Source organism: Candidatus Binatia bacterium (assembly GCA_036493895.1).
In the GTDB taxonomy this organism is placed as follows: Bacteria; Desulfobacterota; Binatia; order UBA1149; family CAITLU01; genus DATNBU01.
Window position 1 is genome coordinate 105,027 of sequence record DASXOZ010000026.1, and the last position, 24,795, is coordinate 129,821.

General features: G+C 68.2%; 14 protein-coding genes. 3 read left to right on the plus strand and 11 right to left on the minus strand.

Translation table 11 applies throughout. The features are described 5' to 3' along the window. Positions 1-51 precede the first annotated feature (51 nt). From VGK20_07080 to VGK20_07090, 3 genes are all read right to left on the minus strand, one after another. Positions 52-1,731: a DUF3300 domain-containing protein gene (locus VGK20_07080; protein ID HEY2773799.1), complete on the minus strand. Its 1,680-nt coding sequence runs from the start codon at positions 1,729-1,731 to the stop codon at positions 52-54. Between the two features lie 307 nt (positions 1,732-2,038). Next, positions 2,039-6,292, minus strand: coding sequence for a hypothetical protein (locus VGK20_07085; protein ID HEY2773800.1), 4,254 nt, complete (start codon positions 6,290-6,292; stop codon positions 2,039-2,041). A gap of 264 nt (positions 6,293-6,556) precedes the next feature. Then, the gene (locus tag VGK20_07090; protein HEY2773801.1) at positions 6,557-7,489 is read right to left on the minus strand and encodes a 1-acyl-sn-glycerol-3-phosphate acyltransferase; all 933 of its coding nucleotides are present in this window, start codon (positions 7,487-7,489) and stop codon (positions 6,557-6,559) included. A gap of 294 nt (positions 7,490-7,783) precedes the next feature. Between VGK20_07090 and VGK20_07095 the strand changes: the two genes are divergently transcribed. Beyond that, a complete protein-coding gene (locus VGK20_07095) occupies positions 7,784-8,638 on the plus strand; it encodes an ArsA-related P-loop ATPase (GenBank protein HEY2773802.1) in 855 nt (284 codons plus the stop codon). A gap of 8 nt (positions 8,639-8,646) precedes the next feature. Further along, on the plus strand, positions 8,647-9,849 hold the full coding sequence (locus tag VGK20_07100) for an ArsA-related P-loop ATPase (GenBank protein ID HEY2773803.1): 1,203 nt from the start codon (positions 8,647-8,649) through the stop codon (positions 9,847-9,849). An 11-nt stretch (positions 9,850-9,860) separates the two neighbouring features. Here VGK20_07100 and VGK20_07105 read toward each other — a convergent pair whose 3' ends face one another. The 8 genes from VGK20_07105 to VGK20_07140 all read right to left on the minus strand — a co-directional run bounded on the left by VGK20_07105 (position 9,861) and on the right by VGK20_07140 (position 23,899). Next, positions 9,861-10,217 (minus strand): hypothetical protein, encoded by a 357-nt coding sequence (locus VGK20_07105; protein ID HEY2773804.1) that lies wholly within the window; start codon positions 10,215-10,217, stop codon positions 9,861-9,863. Between the two features lie 74 nt (positions 10,218-10,291). Then, positions 10,292-14,971, minus strand: coding sequence for a hypothetical protein (locus tag VGK20_07110; protein HEY2773805.1), 4,680 nt, complete (start codon positions 14,969-14,971; stop codon positions 10,292-10,294). Between the two features lie 270 nt (positions 14,972-15,241). Beyond that, complete coding sequence (locus VGK20_07115; protein HEY2773806.1) at positions 15,242-16,534, minus strand: secernin-3; 1,293 nt, start codon at positions 16,532-16,534, stop codon at positions 15,242-15,244. Then, positions 16,531-16,923 carry a holo-ACP synthase gene (gene acpS, locus VGK20_07120; GenBank protein ID HEY2773807.1) on the minus strand — a complete coding sequence of 131 codons (393 nt, stop codon included), beginning with the start codon at positions 16,921-16,923 and terminating at the stop codon, positions 16,531-16,533. The genes VGK20_07115 and acpS overlap by 4 nt, the downstream gene beginning before the upstream one ends. An 11-nt stretch (positions 16,924-16,934) precedes the next feature. Then, positions 16,935-18,644, minus strand: coding sequence for a radical SAM protein (locus VGK20_07125; protein HEY2773808.1), 1,710 nt, complete (start codon positions 18,642-18,644; stop codon positions 16,935-16,937). 120 nt (positions 18,645-18,764) lie between these two features. Then, positions 18,765-21,671: a hypothetical protein gene (locus VGK20_07130; GenBank protein HEY2773809.1), complete on the minus strand. Its 2,907-nt coding sequence runs from the start codon at positions 21,669-21,671 to the stop codon at positions 18,765-18,767. A 410-nt stretch (positions 21,672-22,081) separates the two neighbouring features. Further along, the gene (locus VGK20_07135; protein HEY2773810.1) at positions 22,082-23,032 is read right to left on the minus strand and encodes a hypothetical protein; all 951 of its coding nucleotides are present in this window, start codon (positions 23,030-23,032) and stop codon (positions 22,082-22,084) included. 483 nt (positions 23,033-23,515) lie between these two features. Beyond that, positions 23,516-23,899, minus strand: a complete 384-nt coding sequence (locus VGK20_07140) for a VOC family protein (protein HEY2773811.1) — start codon at positions 23,897-23,899, stop codon at positions 23,516-23,518. A 198-nt stretch (positions 23,900-24,097) separates the two neighbouring features. Between VGK20_07140 and VGK20_07145 the strand changes: the two genes are divergently transcribed. Beyond that, positions 24,098-24,727 carry a cytidylate kinase-like family protein gene (locus tag VGK20_07145; protein HEY2773812.1) on the plus strand — a complete coding sequence of 210 codons (630 nt, stop codon included), beginning with the start codon at positions 24,098-24,100 and terminating at the stop codon, positions 24,725-24,727. Positions 24,728-24,795 lie beyond the last annotated feature (68 nt).

The following is a 24,795-nucleotide window of genomic DNA, read 5'->3' on the forward strand; positions in this document are numbered from 1 at the left end:
GGCCGATCATGTCGGCGAAGCGCTGCCGTGGCGAGGCGCGCCGCTGCGGATTCAGTGTCCGCCGCGGCCGTGGCCACCGCCTGCGACGCCCGCGTGGCCGCCGCCGCCGGAGGGATGCGCCGCTGCGCCCGCGGAGTGAGAGCCTCCGCCGTGCATGCCGTGGGCACCGCCCATCATGGGAGAACCGCCGCCGTGAGGTGCGCGCGCAATCTGCGCACCGCCGCCGTGATGGCCGCTCATCATCTGCGAGGGGCCGCCGTGAGGACCCGCGCTCATCCGAGATCCGCCATGCGGTGCGCCGGTCACATGCGGACCGGCCCCGTGAGGCCCACCGGTCGCGCGAGCCACTGCGCCGTGACGGGATCCCGTCGCATGCGCTTGTCCGCCGTGAGGCCCGCCCGCCGCATGCTGCCCTGCCGCCGCGGCAGGGCCTCTTGCGTGGGAGCTCACCGGCGCGGCGTGACGACCGGAGCCGGATTCGTGGTTGGTACCGCCGCGAGTCGCGGCCGCGTCGCTCCTTCCATGCCCGCCATGCCCGGCGCCGCCTTCTCGCGCGGCGCTGCCCGGGACAGCGGCCTGCACGCCACGCCCGCCGCCTGCGCCGCCGCGAGCTGCGGCCAGCGCGCCGGCTCCGCCTCCGCGGTAGAAGCGCTGTACCGTCGTACTGCGGTACGAGACATCGCGGCGGTGAAAAGGATCGTGCTGCCACGGCGTGACGTGGGACGCGTAGCCATCTCGCCAGTACCTGTCACCCGCATAGTAGCCGCCGCCCCAGCGGTACGGGTAGATCACGTGGTGGTCCCAGTCGAGGTCTCCGACGAACAGTGCGCCGATCGAAAGACCGATTCCGAACGTGACGAACGGCGCAACGTCCACGGCAACGGCCGGAAACAGCGGCGGGTAGTAGACGACGACCGGCGGCGGGCCGAACACGACGAGAGGGTTGTACACCGGCACGAACAATTCGGTCGGGCTGACCGGAACGATGCGTACGATGCGCGCGGGTGGCGGCACGACGTAATACGGAGGCGGAGCACCGGCGTAACGAGGCCCCGCCCGCGGCGGCGCAGGTTCGGTGATCACCTTCTGCTGGCTCGTGGTCTTCAGCGTGCCGTGATCGCAGGCGCGGTTTCGCATCACCTGCACGGCGTTGAGCACGTCGTTCTGCTGCGCGAGGAACGCATCGCCGAGGTCGCGCGTCCACTCCGGATCTTCGCCCATCAGCTTGATGGCCCCGGTCGCGTGCACGAGCGCGCCCACGCTGATGTCCCAGTGCCGGCCGGCAATCGCGTCGTCCAGGGCTTTTCCCGTCAGGTTCGGATGGTTCCTGACGAACTGCGCAGCTTCGGCGACTTCGGCCGGATACGTCGCGGCCATCAGCACGTCCTGCAACAGCGGATCGGGATAGAGCGCGACCGGCGCGACCATCTGCTCGAGACGTTCGGCCGAAAAATCGGGTGCGGACGGCGGGGAAGGCCCTGCTTGCGGCGCAGAACCGGGCGCGGAGGCAGGTTCGGGCGATGCCGACGGCGACGATGCGGGCACGTTCGAATCGCCCGCCGGCGAAGGCGATGAGCTGCCTTGGCCGGAAACATCGACCGCGGCTACCGGCCCGGCCGTGGGAATCGGCGGCTTGTCGCAGCCGCCAATCGCGCACGCGATCGGCAGAGCCAGTGCCAGGCTGCTGCGGCACAGCATCGAGAGGATTCGAGGACGGACAGGAGCTTTCACGTGGCGTCTCCGGCGCGTGCCGTCGCAAAATTGGAGGGCTACGCGGTCCTTTCAGGATGGAGGCGCCAGTGCAGGCGCGCAACGGGTGCGGCGGCGCGCATGGAGCACGTAGCGCCCTCGATCGGGTAAAAACCCGTTCGAAGTGCTGTCATTGCGCCAGTTGCGCCGAACTCGCGAGATGAGGGGATGCGAACGCGTCCACATGCGACGCGGCGCGAGAGCGATGAAGCAACCGAAGGGAAGTAGAAGGTCGCGGCGAGGACGGGAGAGCCGAAGCTCTCCCGTCCCGCTGCAGCAGGTCGTGTCTTTACGGGGCGACCGGGCCGACTGCCTTGAAGCCCTTGGCGGCGTCGTTCTTCTTCTCCGTGCCTGGAGTGAAGTCGGTCGTCCAGCATGCGCCTTCGCTGTTGAGCATCTGCACCGTCAGCGACTGGTCGACGTCGAAGAACACACTGGTGTTGAATGCCGGCGGCAGCGTCAGGTTCGCGCCGGTGGCCTTCAGCTTGAGCGATGACTTGCCGTCGGTGCTGGCCTTGATCTTGACGCTCGTGACGCCGTCGGAGGCTCCCGCCTTGTCGCTGTACTTGGCCTGGCCCGGCTTGGCCGTCCACGGCGGCGAGCCCGCCGCAATGTTGTACGACCCGACCAGGCTCGGCACATCACTCTGCCTGTCGTAGATGCACAGCGCGTAGGTGGTCGTCGACGTCGGCGTGCCGATGTCGGCGTTGTCGACCGCCTCACCCTTCTTCCAGCCCCACTTCACGCTGCTCTTGGGCCCGTTGGCGTTCTTGATGCCGATGCTGAACTTGCCGGCTGCGAAGCAGCTCGAGGCATCGACCGGCGTACTGGAGTGCTGGCAACCCGTCAGACCGTTGCAGCTGTCGACGGTGCACAGGTCGCCGTCGTCGCAGTTGGTGGTGCTGCCACCTCCGCAGACGCCGGCGGTGCAGGTCTCACTGCTCGTGCACATGGCGCCGTTGCTGCAGGCGCTTCCATCCGGATCGTTCGCCGTGCAGTTGTCGGCCGCCTCGTTACAACTCTGCGCACAGTTGCCGTCGCCGTTGGGGCCGGGGCACGGATCGCCGGCGTGCGTGCAGACTCCTGCCTGGCAGCTGTCGCTGCCGTTGCAGAACAGGTTGTCGTCGCACGACGTCGCATCCGCCTTGTGGTTGACGACGCAGGTTCCCGTGCCGTTGCACGAATCCGGATCGTCGCAGACACCCGAGCTCGGGTCGCCGCACGCCGTTCCCGCGTTCTGGAAAGCGTCGGCCGGGCAGGCCGCAGCCGCTCCGGTGCAGCTCTCTGCCGAGTCGCACACTCCCGTGGCGGCGCGGCAGACCGTCGTCGAAGGCTGGAATGCATCGGCCGGGCACGCCGCATCGGTGCCAGTGCAGTTCTCCGCCGTATCGCAGGCACCGGCGGTCGAACGGCACACGGTGGTCGACGCCTGGAATGCATCGGCAGGGCACGCCCCGTCGGTTCCGGTGCAGCTCTCTGCCGTGTCGCACGCTCCGTTGGCGCCGCGGCAGACCGTCGTCGAAGCCTGGAACGAATCGGCCGGGCACGCCCCATCGGTTCCGGTGCAGCTCTCTGCCGTGTCGCAGACTCCGTTGGCGCCGCGGCAGACCGTCGTCGAAGCCTGGAACGTATCGGCAGGGCACGCCCCGTCGGTTCCCGTGCAGTTCTCCGCCGTATCGCAGACTCCGCTCGAGCTGCGGCAGACCGTCGTCGAAGCCTGGAACATATCGGCAGGGCACGCCCCGTCGGTTCCCGTGCAGTTCTCCGCCGTATCGCAGACTCCGTTGGCGCTGCGGCAGACCGTCGTCGAAGCCTGGAACGTATCGGCAGGGCACGCCCCGTCGGTTCCCGTGCAGTTTTCCGCCGTGTCGCAGACTCCGTTGGCGCCGCGGCAGACCGTCGTCGAAGCCTGGAACGTATCGGCAGGGCACGCCCCGTCGGTTCCCGTGCAGTTCTCCGCCGTATCGCAGACTCCGTTCGAGCTGCGGCAGACCGTCGTCGAATCCTGGAAGGAGTCGGCCGGGCATGCAGCCGAATTGCCAGGGCAACTCTCGGCTACGTCACAGACGCCGCCGGCTCCGCGGCATTCGGTGGTCGACGGCTCGAACGAATCCGCCGGGCACGCGGCGGAAGAACCCGTGCAGCTCTCGGCGATGTCGCAGACGCCGCCCGAAGTGCGGCACTCGGTGGACGAGGCCTGGAACGAATCGGCAGGGCACGCCGCCGAGTTGCCGGTGCAGTTCTCGGCCACGTCGCAGACACCGCCCGAAGCGCGGCACTCGGTCGACGAAGCCTCGAACGAATCGGCCGGGCACGCTGCCGAATTGCCGGTGCAGTTCTCGGCCACGTCGCAGACACCGCCCGAGACGCGGCACTCCGTGTCGGAGCTCTGGAACGAGTCAGCCGGACACGCTGTCGAATTGCCGGTGCAGTTCTCGGCTACGTCACAGACGCCGCCCGATGCGCGGCACTCGGTGTCCGAGCTCTGGAACGAATCAGCCGGGCACGCTGCCGAATTGCCGGTACAGTTCTCGGCCACGTCGCAGACGCCGCCCGAAGCGCGGCACTCGGTGTCCGAGCTCTGGAACGAATCAGCCGGACACGCGGCAGAGTTGCCAGTGCAGTTCTCGGCCACGTCACAGACACCGCCCGAAGCGCGGCACTCGGTCGACGAGGCCTGGAACGAATCGGCAGGGCAAGCTGCCGAATTGCCGGTGCAGTCCTCGGCAACGTCGCAGACACCGCCCGAAGCGCGGCACTCCGTGTCGGAACTCTGGAACGAGTCAGCCGGACACGCTGTCGAATTGCCGGTGCAGGTCTCGGCTACGTCGCAGACGCCGCCCGAAGTGCGGCAAACCGTGGTGGAATCCTGGAACGAATCCGCGGGGCACGCGGCCGACGCGCCGGTGCAGTTTTCCGCGACATCGCAGACGCCGCCCGAAGCGCGGCACTCGGTGTCCGAGCTCTGGAACGAATCAGCCGGGCAAGTCGCCGAGTTGCCGGTGCAGTTCTCGGCGACGTCGCAGACGCCGCCCGATGCGCGGCACTCGGTCGAGGATGAAACGAACGAATCGGCCGGACATGCCGCCGAGTTGCCGGTGCAGTTCTCGGCAACGTCGCAGACGCCGCCCGAAGCGCGGCACTCGGTCGAAGACGAAACGAACGAGTTGGCCGGACAGTCGACGCTCGTGCCGTCGCAGGTTTCGGCAATGTCACAGACGCCGGCCGAGCCACGGCACTCCGTCGTCGTCGGCTCGACGAGATCGGCCGGGCAGGCTCCCGACGATCCGGTGCACTGCTCGGCGATGTCGCAGACACCGGTTGCCGAGCGGCAGACCGTGCTCGACGACACGAAAGAATCGGACGGACACGTCGCGGTGTTGCCGGTGCAGTTCTCGGCAACGTCGCAGACGCCGCTCGAATCGCGGCACGTGGTGGTCGAGGCCACGAAGCTGTCGGCCGGACAGGCCGCCGACGTGCCGGTGCAGTTTTCGGCAACATCGCAGACACCGCCCGAGTTGCGGCAGGTCGTCGTGGAAGAGACGAACGAATCGGCCGGACAGGCCGCGCTCGTGCCGGTGCAGTTCTCGGCCACGTCACAGATTCCGCCCGAGTTGCGGCAGGGGGTCGTCGAGGCGACGAGGGTGTCGCCCGGACAGGCTGCCGATGTTCCGGTGCAATTCTCGGCGGAGTCGCAGATGCCCGCTGAGTTGCGGCAGGTGGTCGTCGAGGCGACGAAGGTGTCGGCCGGACACGCGGCCGATGTTCCCGAGCAGTTCTCGGCCGAGTCGCAGATGCCCGCCGAGTTGCGGCAGGTGGTGGTCGAGGCGACGAAGCTGTCGCCCGGACAGGCTGCCGATGTTCCCGTGCAGTTCTCGGCGGAGTCGCAGATGCCGGCCGAGTTGCGGCAGGCGGTCGTCGACACGACGAAGGAATCGCCAGGACAGGAGCCGCTCGCGCCGGTACATTTCTCTGCCGTGTCGCAGATACCCGCCGAGGCACGACAGGTGACCGTGCTCGCGGTGAAGGTGCAGGTTCCCGAACAGCAGTTGTTGGCTGCACCGTTGTTGACGCCGTTGTCGCAGGACTCGCCGCTCTCGGTGACGCCGTTGCCGCACACTCCGCTGACCGTCAGCGTGACGTTGGCGCTGGTCTGGTTGTTGTTCCCGGCGTCGTGGCCCGAAACCGTGAACGTATAGCTGCCGGCGGGAGTCGCCGTAGTCGTGGTGATGGTCAACACGGAGTCGGCGTTCGTGCCGCCGGTCGAGGCTGACGGGTTCGGAACGTAATTCGAGGTCACACCGGTGGGCGTTCCACCCGCGAACGTAGGCGCGTTGTAGGTGACGGTGATCGCACCACCACCGGTGCGCACGCCGTTGATCGAAAACGTGGCGCTTCCGGCTGTGCCGGCGCTCAATGCTCCCGTTTGAGTTCCTACGTTGATGCCGGCGAAGGTTCCCGCCGCCTCCGCGCTCGCCGCTCCGAAGAGCGAAGCCGTCATCAACACTGCAGCGAAGAATAGATTCGAGCGTCTGAAGCTCATTCGATACCCCTTTTTTTCCCCACGCCCGCGTGCCCGGCACACGACGTGACCAACAAGAATCGTTGGGCCCCTCGGCAAGCGCGGACGACCATCCTCGTCCTTGGACAAACCTGATCAGGATCCGGACAATTCCCCACCGGAACCCGGGTTGCCCCGCACCGCCACTGGGTCGGATACCACAGAGCCCGTCCCACGAGAAAGGCTTTCTGAGGAAATCTTCCGGACTTCATGAGCCCGGGCACAGACGACTTTGCGGACCGGGATTCAGGGCCGGCGACTGAACGGCCGGTCAGCGAGCATCTCGGCCAGCAGGGCCTGCATCCTGGCGCGGACCGTATCGGCGATGTCGTCGACGGTTGCCGGGCCTGCGGACACCGAGACCTGGCTCAATGGCGCCCCTAGACACACCGACCATGCCAGCGGCAGCGGCAGCAGGCCGAACAGGCCGAACAGTGGAAACTGCAGCGTGCACGGCAAGCCCCCAATGTGCCCGAGCAGCGCGAAGCTTTCCTCGCTGCCGATCACTGCTCCCGGAACGATCGCGGATTCGCACGCAACTGCCGCCTCGAGGACCGCGGTACCTTCGAATCGCGCGAGACGATAACGACGATCGTAAGTCTTGGACGAGGCCGAGCGGCCCTCGGGAAACGCCAGCACGATGCCTCCGCGTTCGAGCACAGCTGCCGCGTTGTCGGCTGTGGCCGGGACGAGCCCGATTTTCCTAAGGAAATCGCTGATCCACGGCAGTTCGGGGAGTTCCTCGTGCCACAGCACCGCCATCGGCCTGCATCCGGCTCCCGGCTGCCCGTGGCGAAGCCAGGCCCACAGCACGACGGCTTCGACCGGCAGCGGCCAGCCGCTGCGGTTGAGCAGCACGAGGACGCCGCGATCCTGCGGAAGCTCCCGGTTCGGGCGGCCGCCGAGTCCGACCCAGCGCGAAGCGGACAGGTGGACGACCTCGCCGAAGGCGTCGGCCGCCCTCTCGTCGAAGCCAAGCTCGCCGACTGCCGGCCCCGCCAGCCACGACGCGACGAGGCCGCTCGGGCCGCCGGAGGTCAGCTCCCGGGCAAGCCGGGCGCCGCGCCGCCAGGATTCGCGCACGAGGTCGAGGGCCAGCTCTCCGGCCGGGCCGAGGCCCTGCTGCCGTCGCCCGAGTTCCCGGTCGACGCGGTCTTCGAGGTCGGCAAGGCGCGCCACGAAGAGGTCCGCTATCCTCTGAGTCGCGCCGGAGGCGCTGGAGTGACCCGCGCCGGAAGCGCCAAGGCGACCCGCGCCGGCCGCGCCGGCCGTGCCGGCGCGAGCCGGGCTCGACGACCGGGCTCGCTGCGAGGACTCCATTGGAAGGACCGATGATCGAACCCTCCGCTACATGATGCAACGGGCGCCGCTGCGCTCCGCCCGCGCTGGCGCCGATATTCTCCCGCAAAAGGTCGAATGCCCGGGATGCCCGTAGCTGGCGCACGTACTTGCGCCGTACTACAGGCCAAGGCCGTGCCCGCGCGCATCCTCTTTCTTACCGGCAAGGGCGGCACCGGAAAGTCGACCATCGCACGAGCGCTTGCCGCCGAAGCCGTGGCCCAGGGACGGCCGGCCCTTGTCATCTCGATGCCGCCGTCTTCGGATCCGCGCCGCCACGCGCGCGTCGCTGCGAGCCACCGCCCTGCGTGGGAAGAGAAGACGCTCGACGAAAAGAGCGACCTCGAGGCTTTCCTCAACCGTGTCCTCGGCTTCCGGTTCCTGGCCAGGCGGCTGCAGTCCAGCGGGACGTTCGCGGCCGTCGCCGCTGCGGCGCCCGGCCTTCGCGACCTCGTCGCGCTCGCTGCCGTCGCGCACGAAGCGCGTCGCCGGCGCGGCCTCGTCATCGTGGACGCGCCGTCGAGCGGCCACAGTGCACCGATGCTGGAGGCGCCGCGCCGCGTGCTCGACCTCGCGCCGTTCGGCCCCGCGGCCGGCGAAGCGCGCCGCGCCCTCGCCCTGCTCGTCGATCCCCGCTCGTTCGTCGCGCTGCTGATCGCGACGCCCGAAGAGCTGGCAATCACCGAGGTGCTTGCGCTTCGCGACGACGTTGCCGTTGCCGGCGTCGCGGCTTCCAACGTCATCGTCAACGGTTGCTGGCCCGCGTACGTAAACGATACGGAGGCGGCGCGACTGCTCGCAGAGACGGGCTCGAGCGACGTTGCGCTGCACTGGCAGCGTCACGTGCGGCAGCGTGAGCTGGTCGCGCTGCTCGAGGAAACCGTCGGACCCTGCGTGCGACTTCCCTTCGTTTTCGATCCCGGCCACCGGCAGTTGCCGCGCGAAGCGGCCGCCGCGCTCCTGGCCTCGCTCGATCGCGCGGCCGCATGAGCACGCGAGTGCGAGTTTCGAAGCGCCGCCCCCCGGCGCGCAGCGCAAAACGCAAGCAACGCGACGATGACGCCGCGCCGCGGGACGGCGCGCGGTCGCTTCTCGATGCACTCGCCGGCAAGCGCCTGGTCGTGCTCGTCGGCGAAGGCGGAGTCGGCAAGACGTCGATGTCGGCGGCGATCGCGTGGGCTCGCGCGACGGCCGGCGAGCGCGTCGCGGTGCTCACCGTCGATCCGGCACCGCGCCTCGGCGACGCTCTCGGCGTGCCGGCCTTCGATGCGGAGCCGAGCACGGTGGCGTTGCCTTCGGCCGGCGGGTCGCTGGTCGCCATGCGCCTGGACGTCAAGCACACCTTCGATCGCATGGTGCTGCGACACGCACCGTCGCCCGCGGCGGCGCAGGCACTTCTCGACCACCCGATCTACCGCGCGATCGCCGGCCAGCTCGGCGGAACGGACAGCTACATGGCGCTGCAGCGCCTGCACGAGATCACCGACGAAGCCAGGCACGACTGCCTCGTGCTCGACACGCCGCCGGCGGCGAACGCGCGCGAGCTGCTGGCGGCTCCCGAGCGCCTGGCCGGACTTCTCGACACCGGCGCACTGTCGATCCTGGCCGAGCCGGCGCGCATCGTCGCGCGCGCCGGGGGCACCGTCGCACGCGCGACGTTCTCGCTGCTGCTGGCGGCCGTCGAGCGCGTCACCGGAACGTCGCTGCAACGCGACGTCGGCGATTTCGTGCGGCTGTTCGAAGGGCTCGTCGGCGGGCTCGAAGGGCGCGCGCGCGACATCGATGCGCTGCTTCGCGCGCCGCAGACGGCGTTTGTGCTCGTCACGCGGCCGCGCATCGCCGACATCGAGACGGCGCTGCACCTGCGGCGCGATCTCGAGGACGCGGGCATCGGCCTTGCCGCCATCGTCGTCAATCGCGCGACACCGGCCCGGCAGGACGCTTCGCCGCGGCCGCGCGCCGGCCGTGCGAAGCGGCACTCGCCGCTACCTCCACGACTTGCCGCCGCAGCGCGGCAGATGGAGTCCGAAGTCGCTGCGCTTCGCGACGCCGACGCCGCCGCGATCGCGGCGCTGCGCGATCAGTGCAGATTGCCGGGCAACCCTTGCGTATTCGTGATTCCCGCCAGTGAGAGTGACGTCGTGTCGATTGCCGGCGTGGCGATGCTGGCCGCCAGGCTCGGCGCGCCATCGGCGCAGTAGGAAGACCGCGCTCAGTCGTGCGAAGGCCGCCCGCGGCGGTGCGTCGCGCGTTTCCTGGTGTGCTTTGCGGCGCTGTCGGACGAATCCGAGGCCGCCTGCTCCTCGATCACGCGATCGAGCTTGCGCGAAAGGTTGGCCAGCGTCACCTGCATGACGTCGAGCTGGCGCCGCAGCGCCTGGACGTCGCGACGCGACGGCAGCCCGGCAAGCCCGAGCACGGCGGCGACGTTGCTGTCGACGACGTCCCGCGTCTGCGCAGCGCCCTGCGCGAGATGACCGGCCGCGCTTACGACGCGACTCTCGCCGAAGATCCTCGAAAGCTCCTGAAAGGCGCCGACGAGCGCTGATTCGACACCGCGACGAGCCATCGGCGCGACTATAGGCGAGAGGAAGCTCCCCGGCCACCCCGCCCCGGAAAGCTCCGGGGCGGGGCGCGAAGGGGCTACGGACCGACGGCCTTGTACTCGGTCGCCGTGTTCTTCTTGGTGATGTCGGGGTTGAACGTCGTCGACCAGCAGGTGCCAGCGCTGTTGAGCATCTGCGCGATCATCGCCGGGTTCTGTTTGAAATACTGGCCGGGATCGCCGGTGTCGATGGGAGCGGGCAGCACAAGGCTGCTGCCCGAAGCCTTGAGCGAGATGCTCGAGCTGCCGACGTCGGGTGAGGCCTTCGCCTTGATCGACGTGATACCGTCGTTGCTTCCGGCCTTGTCACTGAACTTCGCCGTGATCCCTTTGACGCTCCACGACGCCGAGCCGCCAGGGACCGTATAGGACGCGACGAGGTAGGGCGCAGCGCCCGACTCGTCGTAGATGCACAGCGAATAGTCGGTGCTCGAGTCCGGGCTGCCCAGAGCCGTGTTCGGCACCGGCTGCTGGCCCTTTTTCCACTGCCATTTGAGCTGCGTTTTATTCGTCGAGTTCACCACGAAGAGCTGCGTCTTGCCCGCATCCAGGCAGGAGCCGGGGGCCACGGGTGTTCCCGTGTGGACGCAGCCGTTCACGCTGTCGCAGGTGTCGACGGTACACAGGTTGCCGTCGTCGCAGTTGGTCGTGCTGCCGCCTCCGCAGACGCCGCCGGTGCACGTCAGACCGCTCATGCACGCGTCGTCGCCGCTGCACGGTGTTCCGTTCGCATCCGGCGCAGTGCAGCTGTTCGTCACCTCGTCGCAGCTTTCTGCGCAGTTGCTGTCGCCGTCCGGGCCGGGGCACGGGTCGCCGGTGTGGGTGCATACGCCGGCCGAGCAGCTGTCGCTGCCGTTGCAGAACAGGTTGTCGTCGCACGAGGTGGCATCCGGCTTGTGGTTGGCCGCGCAGCCTCCCGCGCCGTCGCAGGTATCCGCATTGTCGCAGGAACCGGTGCTCGAATCCCCGCATGCTGTCGTGTTCGGTTCGAAGTTCGGCTGGCACGCTCCGGCGCCGTTGCAGGTGTCGGGATTGTCGCAGGCCGTATCGGCGTTGGAGCCGCACGAGGCGCCGGCAGACTTGAGCGTGTCGCCCGGGCAGGAGCCGGCGCCGTCGCAGGTCTCGGCGATGTCGCATTCTCCGGTGGCGGCGCGGCACACGATCGTGTTCGGCGCCAGGTTGGCACTGCAGTGGCCCGAGCCGTCACAGGTGTCGGCGTGGTTGCAGACCAAGTCGGTATTGCTGCCGCACGAGGTGCCGCTGAGCTTCAGCGTATCGGCCGGGCACGCGGCCGCCGACCCGCTGCAGTTCTCGGCAACGTCGCACTCGCCGGTCGCCGCGCGACAGAGCGCAGTCGACGCCGCGAAGGAGTCGCCCGGACAGGCAGCATCGCTGCCGCTGCAGTTTTCGGCTGTGTCGCAAATGCCGGCCGATGGACGGCACACCGTGGTCGATGCGACGAAGGAGTCGGACGGACACGCGGCACCCGCGCCGGTGCAGTTTTCCGCGGTATCGCAGACTCCTGCCGATGCGCGGCAGACCGTGCCCGAATCGTGCATCGCATCAGCCGGGCATGCGGCATCGCTGCCGCTGCAGTTTTCCGCCAGGTCGCAGACGCCGCCGGCGCCGCGGCACACCACCGTCGATGCCTCGAAGTCATCGGTCGGGCACGCCGGGTCGCTGCCGCTGCAGCTCTCCGCCGTGTCGCAGACTCCTGCGGACGGGCGGCACATCGTCGTCGACGGATGGAAAGAATCGGACGGACATGCGCCGTCGGTTCCGGTGCAACTTTCCGCGACGTCACAAACACCCGTCGAGCTGCGACAGACGGTCGTCGACGGCTCGAAGGTGTCGGCCGGACACGCTGCATCGGTGCCCGTGCAGCTTTCGGACAGGTCGCAGATGCTGACGGAGGAACGGCAGAGCGTCATCGAGCTCTGGAAGGCATCGGTCGGGCACGAGGCCGAGTTGCCGGTGCAGTTTTCGACGACGTCGCAGGCGCCGGCCGAAGCGCGGCACACGGTCGCGGAGGTCTCGAATGAGTTGGAGGGACAGTCCACCCCCACTCCAGTGCAGTTCTCCGCGACGTCACAGGCACCGGCGACACCGCGGCACTCGGTCGTCGAAGGCTCGACCGAGTCGGCGGGGCACGACGGCGACGACCCGCTGCAGCGCTCGACGATGTCGCAGACACCGGCGGCCCCTCGACAGGCGGTCGACGAGCTGGCGAAGGAATCCGTCGGGCACGACGCCGACGACCCGCTGCAGTTCTCGGCCACGTCGCAGACGTCGGCCGCATCGCGACAGACGGTGGACGAACCGACGAAGGCATCGGTCGGGCAATCGGCCGCGGACCCGGTGCAGCTCTCGGCCACGTCGCAGACATCGGCGATGTCGCGGCACACGGTGGTCGAAGCGACGAACGCGTCGTCGGGGCAGTCGGCCGCCGTGCCGGTGCAGTTTTCAGCCGTGTCGCAGACCCCGGCTGCGCTGCGGCATACCGTGGAGGAATCCTGCAGCACGTCGGCCGGGCACGCGGCGTCGGTGCCGTTGCAATTCTCGGCGGCGTCACAAACGCCCGCTGCCGCGCGGCACACGGTGTCGGTCGGTGACAGCGCGTCGTCGGGGCACGTCGTATCGCTGCCGTTGCAGTTTTCGTCGGGGTCGCACGCTCCGGTCGAAGCGCGGCACACCGTGGTGCTCGGCTTCACGGCATCGTCCGGACAGGCGGCACCGGAGCCCGTGCAGCTCTCGGCTGCGTCGCAGAGCGCGATCGCGTCTCGACAAGTCGTGTCCGAGCTCTGGAAGGAATCTCCCGGGCAGTCCGCGGCGGCGCCGGTGCAGTTCTCGGCGACATCGCACACTCCCGCGGAAGCGCGGCAGACGTTCGTCGCATCGAGCAGACTGTCGCCCGGACAGGCGGCCGAGGCGCCGGTGCAGTTCTCGGCGACGTCGCAAACTCCCGCGGAGGCGCGGCAGACGTTCGTCGCATCGAGCAGCGTGTCGCCCGGACAGGCGGCCGAGGCGCCGGTGCAGTTCTCGGCGACGTCGCACACACCCGCCGAAGCGCGACAGACGTTCGTCGCGTCGAGCACGATGTCCGCTGGACAGGCGGCCGAGGCGCCAGTGCAGTTCTCGGAAACGTCGCACACCCCCGCCGAAGCGCGGCAGGTCGTCGATGCCGAAACGAAGCTGTCGCCAGGACAGTTGATCGAGGCGCCGGTGCAGCGCTCCTGGCTATCGCAGACGCCGGCCGATGCACGGCAGATCGTCGTCGACGTGAGGAGTGCATCGGCCGGGCAATCCACCGACGCATTGGAGCACTTCTCGAGCGTGTCGCAGACGCCTGCAGCAGGCCGGCAGACGGTCGAAGGCGACAGGTTCGCGTCCGCAGGACAGGCAGCGGACGTGCCGGTGCACTGCTCGACCGCGTCGCAGACGCCGGCCGCAGCGCGGCATACTGTCGATGACGAAACGAAAACGTCTGCTGGACAGGCACCGGATGTGCCGGTGCAATTCTCGGCGACGTCGCAGGTCCCGGCGCCGGCGCGGCACACCGTCGTCGACGCGACAAAGGCGTCGGCGGGGCAGTCCGACGAAGCGCCGGTGCAGGTCTCGGCCGGATCGCAGACTCCGGTGGACGCACGACACGTCGTCGTCGAGCTCGAAAGCGAATCGGCCGGGCAGGTCGCACTCGCCCCGGTGCATTTCTCCGCCGGATCGCAGACTCCGGTCGACGCGCGGCAGGTGGTCGTCGAAGCAACGAGAGTGTCGGCAGGACAAGCAGCCGAAGTGCCCGTGCAGCTTTCGGCGATGTCGCAGACTCCACCAGACGGGCGGCACACGGTGGTCGAGGCCAGGAAAGCGTTGCCCGGACAGGCACCCGAAGTGCCGGTGCAATTCTCGGCGACGTCGCAGGAGCCGGCGGCGGCGCGGCAAACCGTGGTGCTGGCGGACAGCGTGTTCGAAGGGCAGCTCGACGTCACTCCGTCGCAGGTTTCGGCCGGATCGCAGATACCGGTCGATGCGCGGCAGGTGGTCGTCGTGCCCGAAAGCGTGTCGACGGGACACGTCGCTGCCCCGCCGGTGCAGTTCTCCGACGGATCGCAGACGCCGGTCGATGCGCGGCAGAGCGTGGTCGAGGCGGACAACGTATCGGCAGGACACGCGGCGGAAGTGCCGGTGCATTTTTCGGCCGGATCGCAGACGCCGGCCGACGCGCGGCAGGTGTTGGTCGAAGATACGAAGGTATTGGCGGGACACGTGACTGCGGTGCCGTTGCAGTTCTCGGCAACGTCGCACACGTCGGCCGACGCGCGGCACACGGTCGTCGAATCGGCCACGGTGTCGGAGGGACAGGCCGTGGAGGTGCCGGTGCAGTTCTCGGCGACGTCGCAGACTCCGGCCGCTGCGCGGCAGACCGTGGTACTGGGATTGACGCTGTCGGTCGGGCACACGGCATCGGTGCCGGTGCAGCTTTCCGCAACGTCGCAGATTCCGACGCTCGCGCGGCACGTGTGGGCCGCGGTCTGGAACGTACAGTTGTTCTTGCAGCAGGAGCTGGCCAGGCCGTTGATCGCAGCGCCGAAGTCGCAGTCCTCTCCGGCGTCCAGGACTCCGTTTCCGCAGTTGCCGGCAAGGGCCGGCGTGGCCTGCAGGAGGCCTGCCGCAAGAAGCGCCGACAGTGCAACGATCGAAATGTTCCTGGTCAGGCTCATGGCAACCCTCCGTAGCCCCGGCGCACGACGCGGCAGCCGGTCATCGAGCGAATCTGCACGTGGTTCCCCCCGCTCGCTGTCCCCGCGCGAGCGACGAACCGTCGACGTGTCTATCATGGCGACCCCCGGCGGAAAACACGCGAAAGCGCCAACTTGGCGATTTCGACGCGCGCCGTTGGCTCGCGGGTTTGGCGGAATTCCTGCCGAAATCCCCCGGATGCGCACGAGACTCTGCGGGCAGGCTTCGCCGTCCGATGGGACCGGACTTCGCTACAGCGATGCGACCAGCGCGGACAACCGCCCAGCGGCGAGCGCCGTCGCGTCCCAGGCATTTTCCATGAAAAGCTGCGCGGCCGCCGTTCGCTCCGCCGGCGGCGGCAGGTTTCCCAGAAACGCTTGAGCCCCGGCGGCGATCGCCGCCTCGTGCTCTTTCCAGAAACTGCGAACGCAGCGACCTCGCGTCGTAAAGTCCTTCTCGACTTCGCAGAGCAGCTGCTTGAACAGGCGCCAGGCACCGGCGGGGCCGTCCGAACACAGTGCGTAGGGAAGTGGAGCGCCTACGAAAACCGGCAGGTAAGGAACAACACAGGGGTTGCCGAGGGCCATCCAGGCCAGCAGCGGCCCACCGTCCGGGCCGGGAAGCTCGACGACCATCGATGCAGTGGTCGTGCCGACCGGGTCGGCGTGCATGCATACGCTGAAGTATTTCTCGTCGTCGGGAGAAGCGCCGGGCGCGTGCACGTCGCCGCTGCCGTAGTGGTCGCGCATCACACGCTGGACCGAGGCGACATCGAGGCCGGCGGACTCGAGCGCTTGGCAGGTCGTCGCATAGCGACCCGACGAGATCACTGCCGGGGCCAGGTCGAGGTTGCGATACGCGCGCGCGAAATCGAAGCGCACGCCGGTCGGCTCCGGCCACCAGTCGCGCGCGATCGCGTGCTCGATCGTGTCGTGGCCGAGCTCGTCCCAATCGGTCGTGATCGAAGCGTGATTGCTGGCGGCCAGCGCTCCGTCGGTCGCGCGCTTGAGAGCCCAGCGCGACGCGGAGGTCTCCAGCAGCAGCGCCTCGCGGGCATCGGCGATCAGGAAGGAGTTGTGGTACGGCCAGTGCGTGTCGCTGTAGCCCGATCCTCCCTGGCCGTAGCGCTCGACCAGCTCGATGATCACGCCGGCCGCCGCACCGGCGCTGGCGCCGCGCTCCAGTCCCAGTCGAACCAGGTCCATGCCGAGTAGCCCGGTATCGGCAACCGCGTCGCGCGTGAAGATCGTGTGGTTGCCGATCGCGACGCCCATTTCGTTGACGCCGTGCTCGAGTCCCCACAGCCAATTCGGCCTCGCTCCGACGAGCGCGAACGTCTCGGGCACCTGCTCGATCTCGACGTACTGGCAGCGCAGCGTCTCGCCTTCGCGAAAACGCGTCGCCGGCTCCCAGAACAGCGGCTGGCACTCGAGCGCGGGACGGTCGGAATTCTTTGAGAAGATCGTTCGGCCGCTCTGCGTGCGGTTGCCGAGAGCGACCATGCTGTCGCAGCTGACGCGGATGCTCGTGGCCGCAGGTTTCACCGCTCGATGTTTTCCACGACGACCGACGCGAGCGCCAGCGGTTCGGCATGCGTAAGGGTGATATGGATCGCATCGGCTCCGAGCGCCCTGGCCCGCTCGGCGACGCGCCCGTGCAGCTCGATGCGAGGCGCGCCCGAGCCGGCGCGCACCACCTCGATGTCGCGGAATGCCATCGCGATGCCTTCGGCGCCGAGCGCCTTCATCACCGCCTCCTTGGCCGCGAAACGTGCCGCGAAGCACTCGGCGGGATCCCTGCGCGCTTCGCAGAAGCTCCGCTCCCGTTCGGTGAAGACGCGCTCGCGAAAGCGCAGGCCGCGCCCCGGGCCATTGGTAGCCCTGCGCATGCGATCGATCGCGACCGCGTCGATGCCGATTCCGATGACCGCCACCACCCGCTCCGTCAGCACGCGCCGCAGCTGTGGCAGGTGGCGACGTCGCAGGGGCCGGTCTCGCGCTCGGCCAGCGCGCGGCGCCGCTCGGTCCACAGGTACGAGCGCTCGATGTGATGGTCGATGAAATCCCAGGGAAATACGGCGTCCTTTTCGTACTCGCGGTGCACGAACGCGTCGAGGTCGAGACGAACGTCGTGGTGGCCGCGGCGGATGTCGCCGAGCACCTGCCACCATCCGCGCTCGCTGCGCGCGAGCGCCTCGATGACCGAGGCGACGCGGCGGTCGCCGCGGCTGAGCAGGGTCTGCAGGTAGGCCTCGCGCGGCGAGTCCGCGTCCAGGTCGACGTTCGACATGCGCCCGGTGCGGCGGCGGATGTACGCGATGCGCGACTGCGCGACGCCGACGGGCAGCATCGGGTCCCACTGGAACGGCGTCCACGGCTTGGGAACGAAGGGATTGAGCGAAACCGTGATGCGGCCGACGCGGCCGCGCCGGCGCCCGTGGCTGGCCATCTGATCGCGGATCTTGGCGGCGAGATCGCAGATTCCGTCGAGGTCGGCTTCGGTCTCGGTCGGCAGCGCGCACATGAAGTAGAGCTTCATCGAGTCGACGCCGTCGCCGGCCATCAACTCGGCGGCGCGCAGGATCTCGGCCTCGGAGAGGTTCTTGTTGATCACGCGGCGCATGCGCTCGGAGCCGGCCTCCGGCGCAATCGTCACCGATTTCGTTTTCGTGCGCGCCAGCGCGGCCGCAAGTCGCGGACTGATCTGGTCGGCCTTGAGCGACGACGGCGACGCGCGACCTCCCGCGTCCGCGATGCGCTCGCACGTCGACGCGATCGACGGATGACTGGCCATCTCGGCGCCGACCAGCCCCACCGTTGCCGCGCTCGAGCACGAAAGGCCGGCGATGGCCTGCGACGTCAGCGACTCGGCGCTTCGGTGGCGCACCGGGCGGTACATGAACCCGGCTGCGCAGAAGCGACAGCCCCATTCACAGCCGCGGCTGGCTTCGACGAGGAAGTAGTCGCCGAACACGGAGCCCGGCGCGACGACCGCTGTCGCGGTCGGGAACTTGTCGAGGTCGCTCAGGTAGCGGCGGCGGACCACCGGCGCGACGCCGGGCGCGGAAATCCGTTCGCAGAGATTTCCGTCGTCGCCGTAGACCTCCTCGTGGAGATTCGGGCGGTACGCGCCCTCGACGCGGGACATCTCGTCGAGAATGTTTTCGCGAGAGAGGCCGGTCCACGACGGCGCACCCGCGAAAGCCTCCGGCACCATCTCTTCGGCCTCGCCGACCAGGAAGAGGTCGAAGAACGGCGCCACCGGCTCGGGATTGAGGAACGTCGCCGGGCCGCCGGCGACGAGCAGAGGCCAGCCGCGCGCTCCGGCGCGGCGGTCGGTTGCACGCGCAGGAATGCCCGCTCCATCGAGCATCCGCACGATGTTCGGGTAGTCGCTCTCGAACGACAGCGAGAACGCGACGAGGTCGAAGTCGGCTGCCGAGCGTCCGCTCTCCTCGGTAACCGGCCTGCTGCCGTCATCCGAAAGGAAGAGGCGCTCGCAGACGACGCCGGGAGTGGTCGCAAGGATGCGGAAGACGGCCTGGTAGCCGAGATTGGCCATGCCGACGGCCCACGTGTTCGGGTAGGCCAGGCATACCGAGACGGGGCCCGAAGCGTTGGGCCGAAACAGCAGGCGTTCTCCGGGGCGAGTCAAGCCGGCCGACTATACGCGGGAGCGGAGCCGGGCACCACGCGCGATGCATGGGGTCAGGCACCACGGCCGCAGCGCTTCGCATCATGCGAAACGTTGCGAATGCCGTGGTGCCTGACCCCGCTAGAAGCCGAGGAAAGGCTGGTAGTCGAGGTTGTTCGAATCGCCGATCTTGAACAGGTGGCCGGCGCCGTAGAAGGTGCCGAGCCACGAGACCTGCTTGCCGAACTTGAGGCGCCCCTGCGCGCAGAAGACGGTGCCGGAGCCGTTCATGTGGTCGCCGAGCACGCACTTCTTGCCCTTCGCGTAGATCAGCAGGTTCTGCGCCTGCAGGTCGCCCTGCAGCGCGACGACGCTCAGCAGCTTGAGCGTGAACTTCTTCTGCACGCGCAGCACGACCACCGTGTTGGGGTCGCCGCCGCCGTCGATCATCAGCGAGACGTTGCGGCCTCCGCGAATCTGCACGTAGTCGATGACGTTGACGCTGCCCGGGTTCGGCGCCGTGATCGTCAGGCTGCCGAACGACTTGATCGTCGTCTTCGGGAAGCTCGCCGAGCTGCCCAGCCCGTCCAGCACCGCCATGATGTCGGGGTACTGGTTGCGCGCGTGGTCGCAGATCGGCTCGAACGGATGCGAGCCGGTAAGATCGTAGACGCCGCCCGGCGGTTGGCTCTTGCTCGTCAGGCTGCCCGGCGCGAGCGACGAGACCTGGATGTCGAGGTCCGGAAGATGCGCGTCACGCGGACGCGCCTTGACGCCGCCGCCGCCGGAGAGACAGTCGCCGGCGAACTCCATGTCGGGAGTCAGCCGGATCGCCCTCGTGCCGCTGGTCAGGTTCGACGCGATGTTGCCGTCCACCACCGTCGTGTTGCCGACTTTCGTGTAGCCGCCGCAAAGGGAGCCGTCGACCGTCGCGCGGGTGTTGACCTTGAGCGCATCGTGCTTCGGGTCCTGGCGCTCGACCGCGATCCACGGACAAAGGTCGAGCAGCACCGTCTGGTGGCCCTGGCACTGCGCACTGACGCACTTGTCGTCGATCGTGCAATCGTTGTTGTCGTCGCACGGCGTGTCGTCGGCCACCGGCGTGTTGACGCACTGGTCGGCTTCGTCGTCGCAGGAATCGTCCGTGCAGATGTTGTGGTCGTCGCAGGTCTTGGCCGTTCCGAAGCAGACGCCGCTCTGGCACGAGTCGTTTTCGGTGCAGAACAGGCCGTCGTCGCACGGCGAGCCGTCCGCATCGTTCGCGCTGCAGTTCTGGGCGTCCTCGTTGCAGCTCTCCGCGCAGTTCCCGTCTCCGTCGGGACCGGGACACGGGTTGCCCGAATGGCCGCAGGCTCCGTTGGCGCAGGTGTCGGTGCCGTCGCAGAAGATCCCGTCGTCGCACGGGTTCGTGTTCGGCGCGTTGACGCACTGGCTGCCGGCCTCGTCGCAGGAGTCGTCGGTGCAGTCGTTGTTGTCGTTGCAGGTCTTCGGCGTTCCCGAGCAGGCGCCGCCGCTGCAGGTGTCACCCTCGGTGCAGAACTTGCCGTCATCGCACGGGGCGGTGTTGTTGGTGTTGACGCACTTCTTGCCGGCCTCGTCGCAGCTGTCGTCGGTGCAGTCGTTGTTGTCGCTGCAGTTTTTCGGCTGGCCGCCGCAGGAACCTGCGCTGCAGGTATCGCCGGTCGTGCAGAACAGGCCGTCGTCGCAGGCATTCGAGTTCGGCGTGTTCACGCACGAAGCGGACTGCTCGCTGCACGAGTCGTCGGTGCAGTCGTTGTTGTCGTTGCAGCTTCGCGGCGAGCCGGAGCACGATCCTCCCGAGCAGGCGTCGCCGGTGGTGCAGAACAGCCCGTCGTCGCACGCAGCCGTATTGTTGGCGTGGAGGCACTTGGCCTGGGCGTTGCTGCAGGAGTCGTTCGTGCACGGGTTGCTGTCGTCACAGTTGACCGCCGTGCCGACGCAGGAGCCGGCGCTGCAATGGTCGCCGGTCGTGCAGAACTGCCCGTCGTCGCAGGAACTGGCATTCGGCGTGTTGACGCAGGCGTTGGTGTCCTCGTTGCACGAGTCGTCGGTGCAGACGTTGTTGTCGTTGCAGCTGCGCGGCGTGCCGGCGCAAACACCGCCCGAGCAGGTGTCGCCGGTGGTGCAGAACAGGCCGTCGTCACAGGAATTGGTATTGTTCGTGTTGACGCAGCGGTCGTTGGCCTCGTCGCAGCTGTCGGTCGTGCAGACGTTGTTGTCGCTGCAGTTTCGCGCGGTGCCGACGCAGGAGCCGGCGCTGCAATGGTCGCCGGTCGTGCAGAACTGGCCGTCGTCGCAGGTCGCCGTGTTCGGGTTGTGGCTGCAGCCGAAAGAGTCTCCGAGGCCGGAGCCGACGGCGTTGCAGACTTCGTCGGTGCAGACGTTGTTGTCGGTCGAGCAGTCCGCGTTGGACGAGCAGTGCGGCGTGCGCATCGTCGTGTTGACGACCTGGCACTCGCATTTCGACTTGGTGGCCGGGTAGGCGTCGGCCGGACCGTTGCACGCGGGCATCGTGTTGTTGTCCCAGCTCGTGCACACGACCATGTCGAAGAAGCCGTTGTTGTCGTTGTCGACGCACTTGGTCGTGACATTGTGCACCGGCACGGTGATCGCGTTGCCGTTGTAGTCGCCGCACTGGTCGTGGTCGAGGTCGGCGTAGCCCGAACCGAGGGGAATGATCGAGACGTTGCACGTGCCGGTATACGCCTGCGTGCCGTCGGTGCTGATGTAAAAGCCGACGTCGTAGCGATTCGTGCTGCCGGATCCCACGCCGACCAGGCCGTCGAACGTCAGCGTGTCACCGAAGTTCTGGCAGCCGGCGCCGACGATGTTGGTCACCGTGATCGACGAGATCGCAAAGTCATTTGCCGTGCAGTTCAGGCCCGAAATGCCCGACGCATCGGCCATGCACTGGCCTGCTCGCGCCGAAGTGGCTGGTATTGCAATCGCGAGCGCGGTCGTCGCTGCAATCGCCAGCAGGGTTCGCGATCCCTTACCGGCCGTCTGCGTCAGTGTACGGATATCCATGCTTCCGCCCTTTTCCCCCGGCATCCCGCACCGCTTCCCGGCGATGCGGGCCGGAACTCGAAGTCCGCCGCCCGTGCCTCGAAGGCGCGGGCGGGACTTGCCCCCTAGGCCAATTGAACCGTCCGGCACCACCCCGCGCCGGACGGACGCTCTCCCCCCTTACCAGACGGGCGTGGCCCTGACCAAGCGGGGAAGCCACTTCGCGCGAAAATCCGCTGGGATGCGGTCCGTCTTGCCCACGGCGGGTGCGATTCCGGGTTGCCGCTGTGCGTCGGCCGGCCAGGTAGCCGGCGACGCGCGAGGGCGGCGAGGCGAGCCGATAGCGCCCCCGGCGCAGGGCGAAACGGATCAGCGGGGAGAGTGGCCGGCAGCCGGCTTCGGCTCAACACCGAAGCCGGCGCCTGCGGGAATCAGTAGGACAGCGCGCAGTACCCGCCGGTGGCGTTCACCCAGTTGCGCTGGATCAGGAAGTCGCGCGTTCCGAGCTTCATGTTGGCCTGGCCGCCGCCGGTGGCGCCGTAGGTGCTTCCGAAGGTCCACACGCACTTGTCGGCGTTTTCCTGGCCGCGCTGGTCGTACCACGCGTTGAGGTCGGGATCGGTCACCGACTCCTCGAGCTCGTGCGAGATGATGCTCGCCATGCCGTCGGCGCCGGCGTTGCCGTTCGGGCTCGTGGTCTGGGCCTCGCAGGCGTTCGGGCATCGGTCGGGATTGCCGATGAACGCGTACTTGATGTCCGTCGATGCGATCGTCGCGTGCGTGTGCCAGCCGCAGTACTGGGTGCAGAATCCCGACGACGCCGTGACGTCGGCGGAAGTCAGCACGAAGTAGACGCCGTGGACATCGGCAGGCAGGCGCCCGGAGGTGATCGCGGAAGAGACGACGGCCTGGATTGCCGAATCGGTGAGCGAGGTGCCGTGCGAGTACGCATCGGTGGTCGAGGTGCCGTACGTGACCGAGTTGCTGACGTGCGTGACGCTCGCGTTGTAGTACGTCGTGTTGATGTTGAAGTACGGCGACGTCAGGTTCTTCGCCAGGTCCGTCAGGATCGTCGTCGCCGAGTTGCCCGACCAGTTGCCGTACCAGATGTAATAGACGTGGTTGGTCCCGAGCATCACGGGGCCGCTGTGATAGCTGATGCCGTTGGTGGCGCCGCCGCCGCCCGGCGAGCCCGGGCCACCGTGCGGATTGCCCTGCCCGCCGCGCATGTCGCCCGAGTCGCCATGGATGATCTCGGGTTTGCCGTATCCCTTTCCTGTCGGCCTCATCTCGACGTGGTCCTGGGCGAGCGCGAGGTTGCCGGTGAAAAACACAGCGGCGCAGGTGAGCGCGGCGAGAGTCGAACGAGCAGCAATGGTCATCTGGAATTCCCCCTTGGCCGGTAATCGGTGACGCGGGACGGGCAGCGAAAGCGGTGCGGGCCCGAGCGCTCCATTATCTCATGGAGTTCGCGGATGTTCCGCACGGGAATCACCCATCCGGGCCGAACGCTGAGGCGCCATTTAGAAGGAACCCGGCCGGGATCGCAATGGCATTTTGATCGACGAATAAAAATCATCCCCCGGCTGGGGCCTTCGGGGGGAGAATGGCGTGCGGGTCCGAGAAGCGGATCAGCATCATCTGGACGGCATGCGCGACGAGGCGCCGCCCCGAATCCCGGATCGTGACCTCGGCAGACGCATAGCGTCCCCGGCCCAGTGGCCCACCAGGCGCGTGACAAACCATTCGTCGGCCGTGTCCGCGAAAAAACGCATCGAAAGATCGACGCTCGGAGCGTGAAAGAAGCGGTACCCGCGACCGAATCGGAGATGCACGCAGCGGCCGTCACGCAGCAGTCTCGCGCTTCAGCCGTCCTTTCGATGACAGACGGCCTGCACCTTGTTTCCGTCCGGATCGCGGACGTAGGCGCCGTAGTAGTTCGGATGGTAGTGGGGCCTCAGGCCCGGTGCTCCCTCGTCGCTGCCTCCGTTGGCGAGCGCCACGCGGTGGAACTCGTCGACCGTACGCCGCGAATCGACCTTGAACGCGGCGTGCACGCCGTTGCCCGGACCGGCAGCGCCGCCATCGAACGGCGACAGGATGAACAGCTTCTCGCCGGTCGGCGTTCCGTACGCGAGCACTGTCGGCGCCTTGAACAGCACCGGATGACCGAGCGCGGCCATGACGGCGTCCCAGAAGCGGGCCGCGCGATCGAAATCGTTGGTGCCGAGGGTGACGTGGCTGTACATCGACGTGTCTCCGCTGCCCTGCCGTGGTCGTGCCAGGGACTGCGGCGCTTTCAGCCGAGAATGCCTGCAACGTAAAGCGGCAGCCGCATGCGGGCGGGTCTTGCACGCGCCCCGCCGAAGTGGCGACGGGCACAGCGGCGCCGCGAAGACCGCGCCGGGCTTGAACCGCACCGTCGGGCGACCTATCCCTCCGACGCAATGTCACTGCGCACCATCTGCATCTCCCTTACGCAGGAGTCGGGCGGCGAGGCGATCGGCCACGCCGTTGCCGAGACACTCGGCTACCGCTTCGTCGACGAAGAGATCATCTCGAAGGCGGCCGAGCTGGCGAGCGTCGAGCCGGAGCGCGTGATCGCCGCCGAACAGCAGCAGCCGCTGATGCAGCGGCTGCTCGACAGGCTCCCGTCGGCCACGGCAATGGTCGAATCGCTGGTTCGAAGCGGGAGAGCGACGACCGGCCCGCCGGTGACCGGCGACGAGCTGCGGGAGATCATCCGCGAGGCGATCCACGAGATTGCCGACATCGGCAACGTCGTGATCGTCGCGCACGCGGCCTCGATCGCGCTGGCGGGAAAACCGGGAGTGCTGCGGGTGCTGGTGACGGCGCCCGAGGAGACGCGCATCGATCGCCTCGCCGAGTCACGCCTGCTCACGCGCGTCAACGCGAGCCTCGTGATCACCGAATCCGATATTGCAAGGCGAGGATACTTCCAGAGCTTCTACCGCATCGAAGACGAGCAGCCGACGCTCTACGACCTCGTCATCAACACCGAAGTGCTGACGACCAGGCGCGCGACCGAAATCATCCTGGCGGCGGTGCGGGACTGACACGGGCGGGCTCCTGGGGTCAGGCACCAGAGGAATAGTGCCCTATTACTCTGGTGCCTGACCCCAGC

Excerpts from the sequence above, each read along its gene's own strand:
- VGK20_07105 (HEY2773804.1), bottom strand. The coding sequence starts at position 10,217 with ATGGCTCGTCGCGGTGTCGAATCAGCGCTCGTCGGCGCCTTTCAGGAG.
- VGK20_07110 (HEY2773805.1), bottom strand. The coding sequence starts at position 14,971 with ATGAGCCTGACCAGGAACATTTCGATCGTTGCACTGTCGGCGCTTCTT.
- VGK20_07130 (HEY2773809.1), bottom strand. The coding sequence starts at position 21,671 with ATGGATATCCGTACACTGACGCAGACGGCCGGTAAGGGATCGCGAACC.
- VGK20_07140 (HEY2773811.1), bottom strand. The coding sequence starts at position 23,899 with ATGTACAGCCACGTCACCCTCGGCACCAACGATTTCGATCGCGCGGCC.
- VGK20_07135 (HEY2773810.1), bottom strand. The coding sequence starts at position 23,032 with ATGACCATTGCTGCTCGTTCGACTCTCGCCGCGCTCACCTGCGCCGCT.
- VGK20_07085 (HEY2773800.1), bottom strand. The coding sequence starts at position 6,292 with ATGAGCTTCAGACGCTCGAATCTATTCTTCGCTGCAGTGTTGATGACG.
- VGK20_07145 (HEY2773812.1), top strand. The coding sequence starts at position 24,098 with ATGTCACTGCGCACCATCTGCATCTCCCTTACGCAGGAGTCGGGCGGC.